The 14,988-nt window shown below is 71.9% G+C and carries 15 protein-coding genes; 6 read left to right on the plus strand and 9 right to left on the minus strand.

Annotated features, from left to right (window positions below; all coding sequences use genetic code 11):
• Positions 1-6: 6 nt before the first annotated feature.
• Together BF93_RS03385 and BF93_RS03390 are read right to left on the minus strand one after the other, a co-directional pair.
• Positions 7-1,719, minus strand: coding sequence for a hypothetical protein (locus BF93_RS03385; RefSeq protein ID WP_038370664.1), 1,713 nt, complete (start codon positions 1,717-1,719; stop codon positions 7-9).
• Positions 1,704-2,675 (minus strand): ABC transporter ATP-binding protein, encoded by a 972-nt coding sequence (locus BF93_RS03390; protein ID WP_232226178.1) that lies wholly within the window; start codon positions 2,673-2,675, stop codon positions 1,704-1,706. Before BF93_RS03390 ends, BF93_RS03385 begins: the two co-directional genes overlap by 16 nt.
• 181 nt (positions 2,676-2,856) lie before the next feature.
• Here BF93_RS03390 and BF93_RS03395 point away from each other — a divergent pair, with 181 nt between their 5' ends.
• Positions 2,857-4,047, plus strand: a complete 1,191-nt coding sequence (locus tag BF93_RS03395; protein ID WP_051486476.1) for an AI-2E family transporter — start codon at positions 2,857-2,859, stop codon at positions 4,045-4,047.
• 151 nt (positions 4,048-4,198) lie between these two features.
• Here BF93_RS03395 and greA read toward each other — a convergent pair whose 3' ends face one another.
• Together greA and BF93_RS03405 are read right to left on the minus strand one after the other, a co-directional pair.
• Positions 4,199-4,690: a transcription elongation factor GreA gene (gene greA / locus BF93_RS03400; protein WP_084148227.1), complete on the minus strand. Its 492-nt coding sequence runs from the start codon at positions 4,688-4,690 to the stop codon at positions 4,199-4,201.
• 168 nt (positions 4,691-4,858) lie between these two features.
• Positions 4,859-5,251, minus strand: coding sequence for a DUF4307 domain-containing protein (locus tag BF93_RS03405; protein ID WP_038370668.1), 393 nt, complete (start codon positions 5,249-5,251; stop codon positions 4,859-4,861).
• A 344-nt stretch (positions 5,252-5,595) separates the two neighbouring features.
• Here BF93_RS03405 and mca point away from each other — a divergent pair, with 344 nt between their 5' ends.
• Together mca and BF93_RS03415 are read left to right on the plus strand one after the other, a co-directional pair.
• Complete coding sequence (gene mca / locus BF93_RS03410) at positions 5,596-6,441, plus strand: mycothiol conjugate amidase Mca (protein ID WP_038371020.1); 846 nt, start codon at positions 5,596-5,598, stop codon at positions 6,439-6,441.
• An 82-nt stretch (positions 6,442-6,523) separates the two neighbouring features.
• Positions 6,524-6,958 (plus strand): hypothetical protein, encoded by a 435-nt coding sequence (locus tag BF93_RS03415; RefSeq protein WP_038370670.1) that lies wholly within the window; start codon positions 6,524-6,526, stop codon positions 6,956-6,958.
• Between the two features lie 259 nt (positions 6,959-7,217).
• Here BF93_RS03415 and trhA read toward each other — a convergent pair whose 3' ends face one another.
• Positions 7,218-7,955: a PAQR family membrane homeostasis protein TrhA gene (gene trhA / locus BF93_RS03420; RefSeq protein WP_084148228.1), complete on the minus strand. Its 738-nt coding sequence runs from the start codon at positions 7,953-7,955 to the stop codon at positions 7,218-7,220.
• A 205-nt stretch (positions 7,956-8,160) separates the two neighbouring features.
• Here trhA and BF93_RS03425 point away from each other — a divergent pair, with 205 nt between their 5' ends.
• Entirely contained in the window at positions 8,161-8,919 is a 759-nt protein-coding gene (locus BF93_RS03425; RefSeq protein WP_038370672.1) for an isoprenyl transferase, read from the plus strand.
• Between the two features lie 122 nt (positions 8,920-9,041).
• Positions 9,042-10,457 (plus strand): PhoH family protein, encoded by a 1,416-nt coding sequence (locus tag BF93_RS03430; protein WP_232226179.1) that lies wholly within the window; start codon positions 9,042-9,044, stop codon positions 10,455-10,457.
• 191 nt (positions 10,458-10,648) lie between these two features.
• Here BF93_RS03430 and BF93_RS03435 read toward each other — a convergent pair whose 3' ends face one another.
• Complete coding sequence (locus BF93_RS03435; protein ID WP_051486477.1) at positions 10,649-11,041, minus strand: helix-turn-helix domain-containing protein; 393 nt, start codon at positions 11,039-11,041, stop codon at positions 10,649-10,651.
• A complete protein-coding gene (locus BF93_RS03440; protein ID WP_156954026.1) occupies positions 11,022-11,399 on the minus strand; it encodes a hypothetical protein in 378 nt (125 codons plus the stop codon). Before BF93_RS03440 ends, BF93_RS03435 begins: the two co-directional genes overlap by 20 nt.
• 122 nt (positions 11,400-11,521) lie before the next feature.
• Here BF93_RS03440 and BF93_RS03445 point away from each other — a divergent pair, with 122 nt between their 5' ends.
• Positions 11,522-12,403, plus strand: coding sequence for a hypothetical protein (locus BF93_RS03445; RefSeq protein ID WP_038370676.1), 882 nt, complete (start codon positions 11,522-11,524; stop codon positions 12,401-12,403).
• A 93-nt stretch (positions 12,404-12,496) separates the two neighbouring features.
• On the opposite strand, the gene BF93_RS03450 is transcribed toward BF93_RS03445, so the two are convergent.
• Positions 12,497-13,462, minus strand: coding sequence for a hypothetical protein (locus tag BF93_RS03450; RefSeq protein WP_198025334.1), 966 nt, complete (start codon positions 13,460-13,462; stop codon positions 12,497-12,499).
• A 38-nt stretch (positions 13,463-13,500) separates the two neighbouring features.
• Positions 13,501-14,910, minus strand: a complete 1,410-nt coding sequence (locus BF93_RS03455) for a class II fumarate hydratase (RefSeq protein ID WP_038370680.1) — start codon at positions 14,908-14,910, stop codon at positions 13,501-13,503.
• Positions 14,911-14,988: the final 78 nt, after the last annotated feature.

Raw genomic sequence — 14,988 nt, forward strand, 5'->3', positions numbered from 1 at the left:
GCCGGCTCAGACGTGGTGGCGGACCTTCTGGAACAGGTCCACGGCGCGGCGGTCCAAGATCCCCGCGGCGACGCGGAGGCCGACCACGACCACGACGGCCCCGACGACCAGGGCGATCACGCCGCCCAGGGTCTGCAGCAGCGCCGAACCGGTGACGCTGCCCCAGATCGCGACGCCGAAGGCGGGCAGCTGCGGGATCCAGATGACGACCATCGCGACGGCCATGGCGATCATGGCGTTGGAGGACGAGGCGGACTTGTCCTTCATCGGGTTGGTGCCCGGGGCGGAGGTCGGGTAGGGCAGCAGCACCGTGATGATCGCGGACACGCCGAGGCTGCTCATCAGCAGTCCCAGGGTGCCGGTCACGAGCATCGGGATCAGGCCGGGCAGCCCCAGCAGGACGGGCACGAGCAGCGAGGCGACCACCATGAACGGCGCCATGAGCAGGGCCAGCGCCAGCACCCGGCCGGTGAGGTTGGGGCGCGAGGGCAGCCCGGCGGTGATGTTCACCCAGCCGGCCGGCCCGTCGAAGCCGATCTCGTTCATCAGCGAGATCCCGCCCATCCCGGCGACGAGGACCAGGCCGAGGATCCCCATCATCGGGCCGGAGGGCCCCAGCATGCCCATGGCCACGAAGAAGACCAGCATGAGCGGCATGATCGCGATCGCCGCCAGGTAGCGGGCGTCGCGCCGCCAGTAGCGCAGGGACCGGCCCATCGACGCGCCGAGCGCGGTGCGCGGCGCCAGGCGGGGGACCAGCGGCTTCTCGGTGGTGGTGCCGGAGGAGGAGTCGCCGACGAGGGCGGAGGTCAGCGCCGCCCCGAGGGATCGGCGCCACCAGAGCCAGAGGGCGGCGATGCTCGCCGCCCCGATCGCGGCGCGCACCAGGGCCGGGAGGTAGGCGCCCGCCCCGAGGTCCAGGGGGACCGAGAACAGGGCGCCCAGCGGCGTCCAGGCGAGGATCGCGACGGCCTGCCGCAGGGCGGTCGCGGTCTGCTCGACGGTGCTGCCGTCGATGGACTGCGCCACCAGGGAGAAGGCATAGATGCCGCCGATCAGCGCGACCATCCCCAGGATGGAGCCGAGCTCGCGGCCGCGGCGGGAGCTCGAGCGACCGGCCCCGTGGGCGAGGATCGCGCGGGGCAGCAGCACGCACAGCGCCACCCCGGCCACGTTCGCCGGCAGCAGGAGCAGCAGCCCCAGGCCCGCGGCGACGGGCCCCGCCCCGTGCAGGACCAGCCAGATGCCCTCGAAGACGGAGAACAGCAGCATCGCGACCACGGTGAAGACGGTGGGCAGGCTCAGCGCCGCCGCCGCGAACAGGCCGGGCTGCAGCTCGCGCGGGGAGCGCGGGTACAGGGCGAAGGCTCGCGGGTCCAGCGTGTCGTCGATCCCGAAGGCGAAGACCGGCAGGATCAGCCACAGCAGGGTCGCGGCGATGCCGACGCCGCGCACGAAGGGGCCCAGGAAGGTGCCGTCGCCGTCGGCGATCACGAGCGCGATCAGCGCGAAGGTCGCCCCCACGAGCCCGCCCACGCCGTAGAGCGAGCCGAAGATGGTGCCGACGAGCTTGCCGACGTTCTTGCGGTAGGACCGCTTCCACAGCGTCCACTTCAGGCGCACCAGGCCGGCGGCGAGCCGCCGGGGGCCGATGCTCCCGGCCTCGACGTGGCCGATGCGCGCGGCCTGGCGCTGGTCTCCGCTCAGGACTGCAGCCACGACAGGCTCCCCTCGGCGACGTGGCCGCCCCCGACGAGGTCCAGGAACCGCTGGACCAGGCTGCCGCCGGCGCGGACCTCGTCCAGCGTGCCCTCGGCGAGGATCCGCCCCTGGGCGATCACCGCGACGTGCGAGCACAGCTCCTCGACCAGCTCCATGACGTGGCTGGACAGGACGACCGTGCCGCCGCCGGCGACGTAGGCGCGCAGGATCTGGCGGATCACCTGGCCGGAGACGGGATCGACGGCCTCGAGCGGCTCATCGAGCACCAGCAGCTTCGGCGCGTGGATGAGGGCGCAGGCCAGGAGGATCTTCTTGGTCATCCCGGCGGAGTAGTCGACGACGAGCTTGCCGTCCTCCCCGGCGAGGTCCAGCGCCGACAGCAGCGAGTCGATGCGGTCCTCGAGGACGTCGGCGTCCATCCCACGGATCAGCCCGACGTAGGACAGCAGCTCCCGGCCGGTGAGCCGGTCGAAGGTGCGCAGCCCGTCGGCGAGCACGCCGAGGCGCGCCTTGGCCTCCTCGGGGGCGGCCCACATGTCCACGCCGAGGACGTGGGAGGTGCCGCGGTCCGGGCGCAGCAGCCCGGTCGCCATCGACAGCGTCGTGGTCTTGCCGGCGCCGTTGGGGCCGACGATGCCGTAGAAGGAGCCGCGCGGCACGTCCATCGAGATGCCGTGCACGACCTCGGCGCCGTCGAAGGACTTGGCGAGGTCCCGGATGGACAGGGCGGCCTCCTCCGCGGCGGGGACGGGGGCATCGGCCGGGAGCGGCGCCGAGGAGGTGCGCGCCCCGGCCTCGCCGGAGGCGGTGCCGGGCGCGCCCGGCTCGCGGCCTGCGGCGGCGTCGCGGGTGAGGACCTCGCCCGCGGGGGAGAGGACCTGGACCGGCGTGGCGGCCCCGGCCGCCTCGGGGCCGGTCTGCGGGGGCTGCGGGGGCTGATCGTGGGTCGACATGCTGCGAGGCTATCGGCCGGGGCGCGGCGCGGTATCCCGCCCCGGGATCACCCGGGATGCGACTTTGGTCGGTGCTTCCCGCCTGCGGCGGCGCGACCTGACGTCCTCAGCCCCGTCGGTCTAGAGTCATGCTCGTGACGTTCGGCCGACCATCCCGATCCGGCCGATGTGAGGAGATCAGATGATCACGCCCCGTGCCCGCGAACGGCATGCTCCGCAGCCCCAGGAGGTCGAGGAGATCCCCATCGGGATCCGCCGCGCCTCCGCCTGGTCGTGGCGGCTGATCGTGATCGTCGCCGCCGCGCTGATCCTGATGCGCGGGCTGTCCTACGTGTCCGATCTGGTGATCGCGGTGCTGGTGGCGATCCTGCTGGCCGCGATGCTGTCCCCGCTGGTGCGCCTGCTGACCCGCTACACCTTCCTGGGCCGGGCCGCCGCGAGCGCGGTCGCGATGATCGGCCTGGTCGTGGTGGTGATCGGCATGTTCACCCTCGCCGGGCGGCAGCTGATCTCGCAGTGGGTGGACATCCAGGCGCAGGCCGTCACCGGCTTCCAGACGGTCATGACCTGGGCGACGCAGACCTTCAACATCGACAGCCCGATGATCGACTCGGCGCTGGACGAGCTGCTGGTGAAGATCCAGGAGAACGCGGAGTCGCTGCTCAGCGGCGCGCTGTCCACCGCGGCCGTGGTCGGGTCGATCCTCACGGGCCTGGTCATCGCCCTGTTCACCCTGTTCTTCCTGCTGGCCGGCGGGCCGGAGATCTGGCGCTGGGTGGTGGGCCTGCTGCCGCCGGAGTCCCGGATCCCCACCCATGAGGCGTTCCGCCGCGGCTGGAAGGCGCTGTCGGCGTACGTGCGCACGCAGATCCTCGTCGCCGCGGTCGACGCGATCGGCATCTCCATCGGCATGATCGCCCTGGGCCTGGGCTCCTACGCGGTGCCGATCTGGCTGCTCGTGTTCCTGTTCTCGTTCATCCCGCTGGTCGGCGCGATCCTCTCCGGGGCGATCGCGGTGCTGCTGGTGCTGGTGCTCAAAAGCTGGGTGTTCGCCCTGATCATGCTGGGCATCGTGCTGGCCGTGCAGCAGATCGAGGGCAACCTCCTGCAGCCCTTCCTGATGGGCAAGGCCGTCGAGCTGCACCCGCTGGCCGTGTTCCTCGGCGTCGCGGCCGGTGCGACCCTCGCCGGCATCCCCGGCGCCCTGTTCGCGATCCCGCTGCTCGCCTTCGTCAACGCGACCCTGCTGTACGTCACCGGCCGGGACCCCTCACCCGACCTGGGGCATGACGCCCTGGCCCGCGAGCACTTCGCCGAGATCCGGCGGAAGGTCGCGAAGGCCAAGGCCCAGCGGCGCGCCGCGCTGCGCTGACCGGCTCCGCGTGCGGCGCGCCGCTCGCGGGCGGAGCGTCGGCGCTCTGCTCGCGGGCGGAGCGCCGCATGCAGGACGCGCCGCGACGCCGCCGCGATCGACGAAGGGCCCCGCACCGGCTGGTGCGGGGCCCTTCGGCTGCGGTGGGGTCTCAGGCCTTGTAGGGCGTGGCCTTGAGGATCTCGATCGCGAGCGACGTCCCGTTGGGTGCGGTGTAGTCGATGGTCTGTCCCACGGTCGACCCGTGGATCGCGGCCCCCAGCGGCGACTCGGTCGAGTAGACCTCGAGCTCCTCGCCGTCCTCCGCGATCTCGCGATTGCCCAGCAGGAAGGTGCGCTCCCGGCCGGCCATGGAGATGGTCACGACCATCCCCGGCTCGACGACGCCGTCGTCCTTCGGCGAGGCGCCGACGACGGCCGTCTTGAGGAGCACCTTCAGCTCGTTGATGCGCGCCTCCATCTTCCCCTGCTCCTCACGGGCGGCGTGGTAGCCCCCGTTCTCCTTGAGATCGCCCTCATCGCGTGCGGCGGCGATGCGCTCGGCGATCTCCGAGCGGCCCGGGCCCTCGAGCTGCTCGAGCTCGTGGGTGAGGCGGTCGTAGGCTTCCTGGGTGAGCCAGGCGCCATTCGGCTGGCTGCTCATGGTGTCACTCCTCGGTCTCATCGGGCCGAGGACGCCGGTGGCGGCCTCGACACAGGAACACGGGGCACATGTGCGCATGCGCCCCGTGTGCGGGTAAAAAAATCGACCGGCCGATCGGCCGGTATCGAGCCATCGTACACGGAGGCGTCCGAGCACCCCGGCAGCGGCTCAGACCTCCTCGCACCCCAGGACCTCGGCGGAGACCGCATCCCCCTGCGTCGCGATCTCGACGGTGTGGCTGGTGCGCCGGGCGTCGGAGGCGGGGATCTCCACCTCGACGAACCCCACCTGGGCGCGGCCCGCGTTCGTCGCCTGCACGGTGCACGTGGCCCGGGTGCCCGGGTCCTTGGTGACGATGAACGTGACCTGCGTGTGCTCGGCGTCGAGATGGTCGTAGGAGACCGTCTCGACCCGCACGGGCTGATCGGCGAAGCGCAGGCCCAGGAACACCACGACGGCCCCGAAGACGACGATCGCCGCGATCAGCAGGATCCGGGCCGTGCGGGGCGGCACCACGGGGCCGCCGTACCGGGCGCGCAGATGCTCGGGGACCTCGTTCATGCCACCCAGTGTCTCAGGGCGCGCGCGGCGCCGCCTGGGAGCTCGGGCCCGCGCGGCGCGGGGTGGGACGCAGATCATTCGCCGCGGATCCGGATCGGACCGATCGGCGCGAGCCCGTGCCCAGGCCGGTGGCGTACGCTTCCTTCGCGGCCGCTCGCGCTCGGCCGTGCGTGCGCCCGCCCGAGCGCGGGACCCGGTCCCGCCGGGCCGAGCGCGCCCGAGAAGCGTCCCGGATCGGCGCGAGAGCAGGTCCGGTCCCGTCTCGCAGGGCCTGGTCCCTGCCCGAACCCTGTGGAAGGTGCGTCGTGACCGAGCCCGAGTCCCGCCCTGCCGACGGCCTGCGCATGGTCGCCGTGCACGCCCACCCGGACGACGAGTCGAGCAAGGGGGCGGCGACCATGGCCCGCTACGTCCGCGAGGGCGTGCGCGTCACCGTCATCACCTGCACGGGCGGGGAGCGCGGCGACATCCTCAACCCCCGCATGCTCCAGGACGAGGAGGCCCTGCGGGACCTGCCCGCGGTGCGGCGCCGCGAGATGGCCCGCGCCCAGGAGATCCTCGGCGTGGACCACGAGTGGCTGGGGTTCGAGGACTCCGGGCTGCCGGAGGGGGATCCGTTGCCGGCGCTGCCGGAGGGCAGCTTCGCGACCCTCGACGTGGAGACGGCCGCGCGGCCCCTCGTCGAGGCCCTGCGTCGGCTGCGCCCGCACGTCATGACGACGTACGACGAGAACGGCGGCTACCCGCACCCCGACCACATCCAGACCCATCGGGTCTCGATGGCCGCCTACGAGCTGGCCGCGGACCCGCAGTTCGCGCCGGAGCTCGGCGAGCCGTGGGAGGTGCTGAAGGTGTACTACATCAACGGCTTCTCCCGGCAGAAGTTCGCGGCCGTCGCCCGGCATCTGCGCGCCCACCATCAGCCCAGCGAGGACATCGAGCAGATGCTGCTGCGCTTCGACGAGACGCGCGACCGCATGCTCACCACGTTCATCGACATCGCCGACTTCATGGAGCTGCGCGACGAGGCGCTGCGCGCGCATGCGACGCAGGTCGACCCCGAGGGCCTGTTCTTCTCGATCGACAACGAGATCCTCCGCGCCGCCTGGCCGACGGACGACTACGAGCTGAGGACCAGCCGCGTAGGCGTCACGCTGCCCGAGCACGACCTGTTCGCCGGCATCCGATGACCGCGGCGGCATCGGCCGCCCCGCGGCGTCGACAGCCGCGCACGCACCGCAGAACGCACCACCACCACCTCCAGGGAGCACCGTGACGGATCCGACCAGCAGCGCCTTCGGCATCATCTGGGCCGAGCCCTCCGACGGAGGGGAGCTCAACATCGTCACGGTCTCCCCGGGCCTGCCCGGCTTCATCGCCATGTTCCTGCTGGCCGCCGTGGTGGTGCTGCTCGCGATCGACATGACCCGCCGGATCCGTCGCCTCCAGGCGCGCGAGCGCGTCGCCGAGCGCCATCGGCTGGAGGAGGAGGCCGCGCAGGCCGAGCACGATGTTGCCGCGGAGTCCGACGGGGAGGAGCCCGGCACCGCGAAGCCGGGCGAGGTGCCCGACCACGAGCCGGGCGAGGTGCCCGACCATGAAGGGCCCGGGGGAGAGGTCGACCTGGAGGCGGACGGCGGTCGTGCTGGCCACCACGGAGATGACGGCGATGCCGCCCCCGGACATCCAGGGGATCGACGGGACTGAGCGCGGCGCCGAGGCGCGCATCGGCGCCGAGCGTCTCGAACTCCGCCAGCCCGCGCTCGTGCCCGTGCCGGGGTTCGTGCCCGTGCCGGGGTTCGTGCCCGGCATGCCGCCCGTCCCAGCCTGCCCATGGGATCACGGAACCACGGGACCAATACGGGGACACAGGCCGTATTGGGGCCTGTGTCCCCGTATTAGTCCCGTGGTTCGCCCGATGGCGGGTCGGCGGGCTCTCCGGGGACGGGCGTGATGACGTTCCCCGTCAGATGACGGCGAGCGCCACCGCGATGAAGTGGCAGGCGAAGCCCACGACCGTGCAGGCGTGGAAGATCTCGTGGAAGCCGAACCAGGCCGGGGACGGATCCGGGCGCTTGATCCCGTAGACGACGGCTCCGGCCGTGTAGCTGAGCCCGCCCGCGATGATCAGCCAGGCCACGGCCCAGCCGCCGCCGGCGATGATCTGCGGCATGTAGAACACCGCGACCCAGCCGAGCGCGACGTAGGCCGGCACGTACAGCCAGCGCGGGGCGCCGGTCCAGAAGACCCGGAAGCCGACTCCGATGATCGCCCCGGCCCAGGCGATGACCAGCAGGGTCAGGGCGCTGCGCGGCTGCAGGGTCGCGACGGCGATGGGCGTGTACGTCCCCGCGATGATGAGGAAGATGTTCGCGTGGTCGAAGCGGCGCAGCATGATCGCGTGCTCGGGGCTCCAGGTTCCGCGATGGTAGGTCGCGCTGATGCCGAACAGCAGCCCGGCCGTGGCGATGAAGACCATGCACGCCAGGCGGCTGGCCAGGTCCTCGCCGAGGGCGACGAGGGTCAGCCCGGCGATGAGGGCCGTGGGGAAGGTGATCAGGTGGATCATCCCGCGCAGGCGCGGCTTGGGCAGGGCCAGCGAGGGGTGCAGCCGGGCGCTGGGCGTGACATGCTGGCCCGGGGGAGCGGGCCGTGGGCCGTGCGCTGCGGGCCGCGGGCCCGTCGGGGAGGACGTGGAGCTCATCGGCCGAGCGTAACCTACGAAGCCGTAACTTACGGGTGCGGCACCTGTGACGATCCGGTGTGGATCCCCGGGGCGGGCGGCCGATCGGTGCGCGCGATCGGGACCCGTGCCCGATAATGGGGAGGTCGCCCTGCCCGCGGCGCCGGCGCCGCCGGAGGATCGGGCGGGGTGCAGCGACACGGAACGGGACGCTCGGGAGGCGCGCATGGCGGACGATGGTGTGCTCTACCGCGTGTACGAGCGGCGCCTGGCGCGGGAGCTGGCCTCGGTGCCGCTGCCGCAGCACCTCGGGGTGATCGTCGACGGCAACCGCCGCTGGGCGAAGGCCTCCGGGGCGAGCACCGAGGAGGGGCACCGTCAGGGTGCGGCCAAGATCGCAGAGTTCCTCACCTGGTGCGAGGAGCTCTCCATCCCCCTGGTCACCGTGTGGATGCTCTCCCACGACAACCTGCGCCGCCCCGCCGAGGAGCTCGAGGCGCTGTTCGGGATCATCACCGACACCCTCGAGGAGCTCACCGACGCCGGCTACGAGGTCCGCCTGACGGGGAACGACGACGTGCTCCCGGCCGAGGTCCGGGAGCGGATCCGCCGCAGGCAGGAGACCGCCCAGGTCACCCGCGAGCTCGCGGTGAACCTCGCGATCGGCTACGGCGGCCGCGAGGAGATCGTCGTCGCCGTCCAGGAGCTCGTGCGGGAGATGGGCCAGCGCGGTCTGGACGCGGAGCAGATCGCCGACGGGATCACCATCGAGGCGATCGGCGAGCACCTGTACACGCGCGGCCAGCCCGACCCGGACCTCATCATCCGCACCTCCGGCGAGCAGCGCCTGTCCGGCTTCCTGCTGTGGCAGAGCGTGCACAGCGAGTTCTGGTTCTGCGAGACCTACTGGCCCGGCTTCCGGCGGGTCGACTTCCTGCGCGCCCTGCGGGACTTCTGCAAGCGCGAGCGCCGCTTCGGGGCCTGATCCGGACCGCGAAATCCGGGTGACGATCCGGTGAACGCGCACGGCGCGCGGGCCGGAGTGGTCGGGATCACCTGGCGGGCGGGATATCGTCCCTGTCAACCGCGCGAGAACCGGAGGCTCCCATGGATGAGACCACCACCGACCGCAGCGCCCTCGACGGCGCAGGCATCGGATCCGGACAGGAGGTGCCCGTGGTCCCCTCTCTGCGAGCCGGCACGGCGCAGACCGTCCTGCCGGACCTCGAGACCGGTCTGATCACCTACGTGCTGGACACCTCGGTGCTGCTGTCGGACCCGCTGTCCCTGACCCGCTTCGCCGAGCACGACATCGTGCTGCCGATCGTCGTGGTCACCGAGCTGGAGGCCAAGCGGCACCACCCGGACCTCGGCTACTTCGCCCGGCAGGCGCTGCGCATCCTCGACGACCTGCGCGACCGCCACGGGAACCTCTCCGTGCCCCTGCCGATCGGCAGCTCCGGCGGCCATGTGCACGTCGAGCTGAACCACGGCTCCGTCGCCTCCCTGCCCGACGGCTTCCGCCTGGGCGACAACGACACCCGCATCCTCGCGGTCGCCAAGAACCTGCAGCTCGAAGGCAAGAACGTGGTGCTGGTCTCCAAGGACCTGCCGATGCGCATCAAGGCCTCCGCCTCCGGCATCCATGCCGAGGAGTACCGTGCCGAGCTCGCCCGCGACCGCGGATACACGGGGCTGGTGACGGCCGCCGTCGACGACGACACGATGTCCGCGCTGTACGACGGTCAGCTCATCGACATCCCCGAGGTCGCGCACCAGCCCGTGCACACGGGGGTGACCATCACCAGCGCCCGCGGATCGGCCCTGGGCCGGGTCACGCGCGACGGCACCGTGCGGCTGGTCCCCGGGGACCAGACCGTCTTCGGCGTCGCCGGGCGCAGCGCCGAGCAGCGCATCGCCATCGACCTGCTCCTGGACGACTCGATCGGCATCGTGTCCCTGGGCGGGCGCGCCGGCACCGGCAAGAGCGCCCTGGCCCTGTGCACCGGTCTGGAGGCCGTGCTCGAACGGCGCACCCAGCGCAAGATCATGGTGTTCCGCCCGCTCTACGCGGTGGGCGGCCAGGAGCTCGGCTACCTCCCCGGGGACCAGCAGGAGAAGATGGGCCCCTGGGGCCAGGCGGTGTTCGACACGCTCGGCTCGATGGTCTCCCAGAACATCATCGACGAGGTGCTCTCCCGCGGCATGCTCGAGGTCCTGCCCCTGACGCACATCCGCGGGCGCTCCCTGCACGACGCCTTCGTGATCGTCGACGAGGCGCAGTCCCTCGAGCGCAACGTGCTGCTGACCATGCTCTCGCGGATCGGGCAGAACTCGCGCGTGGTCCTCACCCACGACATCGCCCAGCGCGACAACCTGCGGATCGGCCGCTACGACGGCATCGCCTCCGTCGTCGAGGCGCTCAAGGTCCACGAGCTGTTCGCCCACATCACCCTGCAGCGCTCCGAGCGCTCCAAGGTCGCCGAGCTCGTCACCCACGTCCTGGACGAGCCGCTGCCGTAGGGCGCCCCCGGGCGCGACCGGCCCGAGGATCGTGGGACCCCGGTGGCATGCTTCCGCGCATGGTCATCGACGACGGGCCACAGAGCACCGCCTCTGCGCGGTCCGCGACCTCGAGGCGCTCGCTGGGGCCGCGGGATCTGACCTCAGTCGTGGTTCATCGGCCGATGAGCCCTCCGCGGTGCATCGGGTGATCAGCCGGGGAGCGGCGCATCGTGCCAGGGCTCGCCGGAGTCCAGCTCGGCGCGCCACCCGGCGATCAGATCACGTGCTTCCTGCAATGCCTTCTCCTTCTCCGACAGCTCGGCATCCAGACGGTCCAGGCTCGTGCGCGCCGCGTCGATCCTGGTCCTGACCGAAGAGTTCGACTCCTTCGAGGCGAGCAGGCCACGGACCTGGTCGAGCCCGAAGCCGACGCTCCGCAGGCAGGTGATCACGTGGAGCTGGTCGAGCACGGCGGGATCGTAGCGCCGAGCGCCGCCGCTGGTGCGCGGCGGGATGGGGAGGAGCCCTTCGCGCTCGTAGTAGCGCAGGGTCTCGGGGCTCAGCCCACTGCGTCGGGAGACCTCACCGATGGGAAGCGACATACCACGAGTAGAGCACGAGGCTCCCCGCCACGAGGAGTCCTCGCACCAGGTGGTGGCTCGCGTGGAACTCGCCGATGGCACGGCCCCACAGCAGAGGTGCGGCGCAGATCAGCACGCCGGCCAGAGCTGCCAGGGCGATCAAGGAGCCACGGGGGTCCGTCCCCGCGCCACGGGCAGGGATAGCGGCGAGGCTCACGGCGCCGGTGCTCAGCAGGGCGGCGGCGAGGTAGACGAGCAGCGGCACCCCGAGGGCCGTCACCCCGGCCTGCTGGGACGGGGCAACCTGGGCGAAGGCGACGAGGGCGAGCAGCTGGGACAGGGCCAGGAGCGCGTAGGGCAGGAGCAGGAGAATCCACATGCTCCGAGCCAAGACCCTGTAGTCCACTTCAGGTCAAGGGCCGGGCGTGAGGAGCACCGGCCGGGGTGACCTTGCCGGGCACGACCGACAGGCCGTGCCCGCAGGCGACTACAGTCCTGTTCATGACGACGGACGGCCTCGAGTCCCGGCGCCGGCCGATCCGGGCGGAGCTCGAGGATGCCGACGTGGTCGAGTGGGCGCGGCAGGTGCCTGGTCCGGTCGATCTCGGTGAGGCCGAGGCTCGGCTGATCCTGCGGGACGAGCGCCTCGTCGGGGCGGTGCGGGGAACCTCCGCGCGCCGACGTGACGCGGCGGCTCGTGCCGAGCGCGCGGCCGGGCCGGCACATCGGCGGATCGCCGGGTGGGTGCTCTGCGCCGTGCTCGTCCTGCTGCCCGCGCTTCCGCTCCTCCTCGCGCCGGGCCGACGATTCGGCCGCTGGTTCACGCGGGAGCAGGCGGCGCTGTTCTTCGACGTGACGGCCGTCTGCTCCACGCTGATGTGCCTGGTGCTGGCCGCGCTGCTGATCGCCGGGATCGTGCGTCCAGGGCGGCTGATCGGTCCGCGTCTGGCGGCGGCCGGGGCGACGGCGGCCATGGGCGTCATCCTGCCGCTGTTCCTGCTGGTCGTCGGCGTCTTCGAGACCCCGGACGGCTGGCAGCTGCGGCTGATCCCGTACCTGCTGGCGCTCGCGCTGGCGCTCGCGACCCTGAAGACCCTGATCTCGCGACGACATCGTCGGCACCACCTGCAGCAGGACCTCGAGGACGTCCGCCAGAGGCTCCGCGCCGACGCCGATGCTGCGGAGCAGCAGGAGGGGGCTCGCGGCCCCGTCCGGGAGCTGCGGCGCGTCATCCGCCGCCTGCCGCGGCTGGAGCAGGAGGGCCTGGACCGCGATCGGCAGCGGGTGCTCGAGGCTCTGCGCCGACGCGGGGCGATCAGCGAGGAGACCGCCGTGATGGCGACCGAGCTGCCGCTGGGGCGCTGGCACGAGCTGGACCGCTGAACCCCGACGGGCTCCGCCGCCGGTCCCCGCGGAGAGGGCCGCAGGCCCTCTGATCTCCTTCATGTGGCGAGACCTGGCATGAGGGGACGCGGATCATCCGCCGACGAGCCACCCGCGGATCTCGTCGAGGCTTTCGACAGGGATCGTGACGTCCCACCAGGGGTCCCATCGGGGGTGGTCCCGGTAGAACTGTGCTCGCCGCTCGCGGACCGCGAGATGTCCCGCCGCACCGATGCACACCGCGAGCGGGAGCAGCACGGCAGCTCCGGCCCACCCCAGGATGCCGGCCAGGGGCATCGGGAAGGGGACGTCGTGGAGGGGAGCAGTCGATGCGATCCCCAGGGCTGCGCTCATCGCACCGAGAACGGCGACGCAGCGGCTCGCGCTGAGAGCGGGATGCGATCCGTCCAGGCCTATCCGATGAGCGGCAGGAAGCTGCGCCAGGGGAATGTCCACCAGCAGAGCCGGCTTCGATGCGACCGCAGGCCAGAGCTGCTCCATCTGCTCGAGCCGGTGATGCGCCGCCACGATCGCGAAGCGCCGGAGCACCGCTCGGACGCACCACAGCGCCGCTGCGGGGGCCATGCCGATCAGCCCGAGCAGGCTCGTGGGGCTGAATCCGTAGATGACGGCCGCAGAGATCACCGAGACCGCCCCCAGGAAGACCGCCACCACGAGCAGCAGGGTGCACATCCCGCTGAGCCGATGGGCTCCTGAGATCTCCAGCTTCGCCGTGTCCGCGGCAGACGGTCGGACACGGGCAGCGGATGTCCAGGCGACGTGCGTCTGGGCCGCGCCGAGCACGATCCAGTACAGCGCCACCGCTGACAGAGCGGTCGCCGAGACGATGCCGGAGGAGGTGAGCAGCCTCCAGGCCGCGGCGTCTCCCGCATCGCTCTCGAACCACGGCGGCCCACCGAACCACCCCTGGACGACGTCGACCCCCAGCAGCACGACGAGCACGGCGAAGCTGATCCCCACCGTCGGAATCGCCGATGCCGACGCGCTCAGCGCGCCCCGGAGGACGGCGAGCCACGTCGGCATCGGCAGCGGCTGCACGACGGGCGAGGTCCCGTGCTCGTCGTGCATCGGCGGGGTCAGCCCTTCGGCGCGGTCATCGACAGGACGTCGAGGGCCTCGTCCAGCTGGGCCTCGGTCAGCTCGCCGCGCTCGACGAAGCCGAGGGCGATCACGGCCTCGCGCACGGAGATGCGCTCGGCCACGGCGTGCTTGGCGATCTTGGCGGCGGACTCGTAGCCGATGATCTTGTTCAGCGGGGTGACGATCGAGGGGGAGGCCTCGGCGTAGAAGCGGGCCTTCTCCTCGTTGGCGACCAGGCCGTCGACGGTCTTGTCCGCGAGCACGGTCGAGGCGCTGGCGAGCAGGCGGATCGACTCGAGCAGGCTGGTGCCCATCAGCGGGATCTGCACGTTCAGCTCGAAGGAGCCCTGCGCTCCGCCCCAGGCGATCGCGGCGTCGTTGCCGATAATCCGCGCGCACACCATGAGGACGGCCTCGGGGATGACGGGGTTGACCTTGCCGGGCATGATCGACGAGCCGGGCTGCAGGTCGGGGATCGCGATCTCGCCCAGGCCCGTGTTGGGGCCCGAGCCCATCCAGCGCAGGTCGTTGTTGATCTTGGTCAGCGACACGGCGATGGTGCGCAGAGCGCCGGACATCTCCACCAGGCCGTCGCGGGCGGACTGCGCCTCGAAGTGGTTGCGGGCCTCGGTGAGGGGCAGGCCGGTCTGCTCGGCGAGGTTGGCGATGACCTTCTGCGGGAAGCCGGCGGGGGTGTTGATGCCGGTGCCGACGGCGGTGCCGCCCTGGGGGACCTCGGCGGTGCGCGGCAGCGCCGACTCGACGCGCTCGATGCCGTAGCGGATCGCCGCGGCGTAGCCGCCGAACTCCTGGCCCAGCGTCACGGGCGTGGCATCCATGAGGTGGGTGCGCCCGGACTTCACGACGCCCTTCCACTGCTCGGCCTTCTTCTCGAGGGAGACGGCCAGGTGATCCAGCGCCGGCAGCAGCTGGCCGACGACGCCGCCGGTCACGGCGACGTGCACGGAGGTGGGGAACACGTCGTTGGAGGACTGGGAGGCGTTGACGTGGTCGTTGGGGTGGACGTCCAGGCCCGATGCGTTCGAGGCGAGGGTGGCCAGCACCTCGTTCATGTTCATGTTCGAGCTGGTGCCGGAGCCGGTCTGGTACGTGTCCACGGGGAAGTGGGCGTCGTGCGCGCCGGAGATGACCTCGTCCGCCGCGGCGACGATCGCGTCGGCGATCGCCGCGTCCAGCACGCCGAGGTCCTTGTTGGCGCGGGCGGCGGCCTTCTTCACCTCGGCGAGGGCATGGATGTGGGCGGGCTCGAGGCCCTGGCCGGAGATCGGGAAGTTCTCCACGGCGCGCTGGGTCTGGGCGCGGTACAGGGCGGTCGCGGGGACGCGGACCTCGCCCATCGTGTCGTGCTCGATGCGGTACTCGACCTGGGGGTTCGTCTCAGTCATGGATTCTCTTCCTGTGCGTCGCTGCGATGGGGGAGCTGGTGGTGGCGCGAGCCGGAGGTGCACCGGCCGTGAGGGGCG

It is taken from the genome of Brachybacterium phenoliresistens, assembly GCF_000576425.1.
GTDB lineage: Bacteria > Actinomycetota > Actinomycetes > Actinomycetales > Dermabacteraceae > Brachybacterium > Brachybacterium phenoliresistens.

Bases quoted from the DNA above. Each gene is read 5' to 3' on its own strand.
- BF93_RS03405 (WP_038370668.1), bottom strand. From the start codon at position 5,251: ATGAACGAGGTCCCCGAGCATCTGCGCGCCCGGTACGGCGGCCCCGTG.
- BF93_RS03440 (WP_156954026.1), bottom strand. From the start codon at position 11,399: ATGTGGATTCTCCTGCTCCTGCCCTACGCGCTCCTGGCCCTGTCCCAG.
- BF93_RS03430 (WP_232226179.1), top strand. From the start codon at position 9,042: ATGGATGAGACCACCACCGACCGCAGCGCCCTCGACGGCGCAGGCATC.
- BF93_RS03425 (WP_038370672.1), top strand. From the start codon at position 8,161: ATGGCGGACGATGGTGTGCTCTACCGCGTGTACGAGCGGCGCCTGGCG.
- BF93_RS03395 (WP_051486476.1), top strand. From the start codon at position 2,857: ATGATCACGCCCCGTGCCCGCGAACGGCATGCTCCGCAGCCCCAGGAG.
- mca (WP_038371020.1), top strand. From the start codon at position 5,596: ATGGTCGCCGTGCACGCCCACCCGGACGACGAGTCGAGCAAGGGGGCG.
- trhA (WP_084148228.1), bottom strand. From the start codon at position 7,955: ATGAGCTCCACGTCCTCCCCGACGGGCCCGCGGCCCGCAGCGCACGGC.
- greA (WP_084148227.1), bottom strand. From the start codon at position 4,690: ATGAGCAGCCAGCCGAATGGCGCCTGGCTCACCCAGGAAGCCTACGAC.
- BF93_RS03435 (WP_051486477.1), bottom strand. From the start codon at position 11,041: ATGTCGCTTCCCATCGGTGAGGTCTCCCGACGCAGTGGGCTGAGCCCC.
- BF93_RS03455 (WP_038370680.1), bottom strand. From the start codon at position 14,910: ATGACTGAGACGAACCCCCAGGTCGAGTACCGCATCGAGCACGACACG.
- BF93_RS03445 (WP_038370676.1), top strand. From the start codon at position 11,522: ATGACGACGGACGGCCTCGAGTCCCGGCGCCGGCCGATCCGGGCGGAG.
- BF93_RS03390 (WP_232226178.1), bottom strand. From the start codon at position 2,675: ATGTCGACCCACGATCAGCCCCCGCAGCCCCCGCAGACCGGCCCCGAG.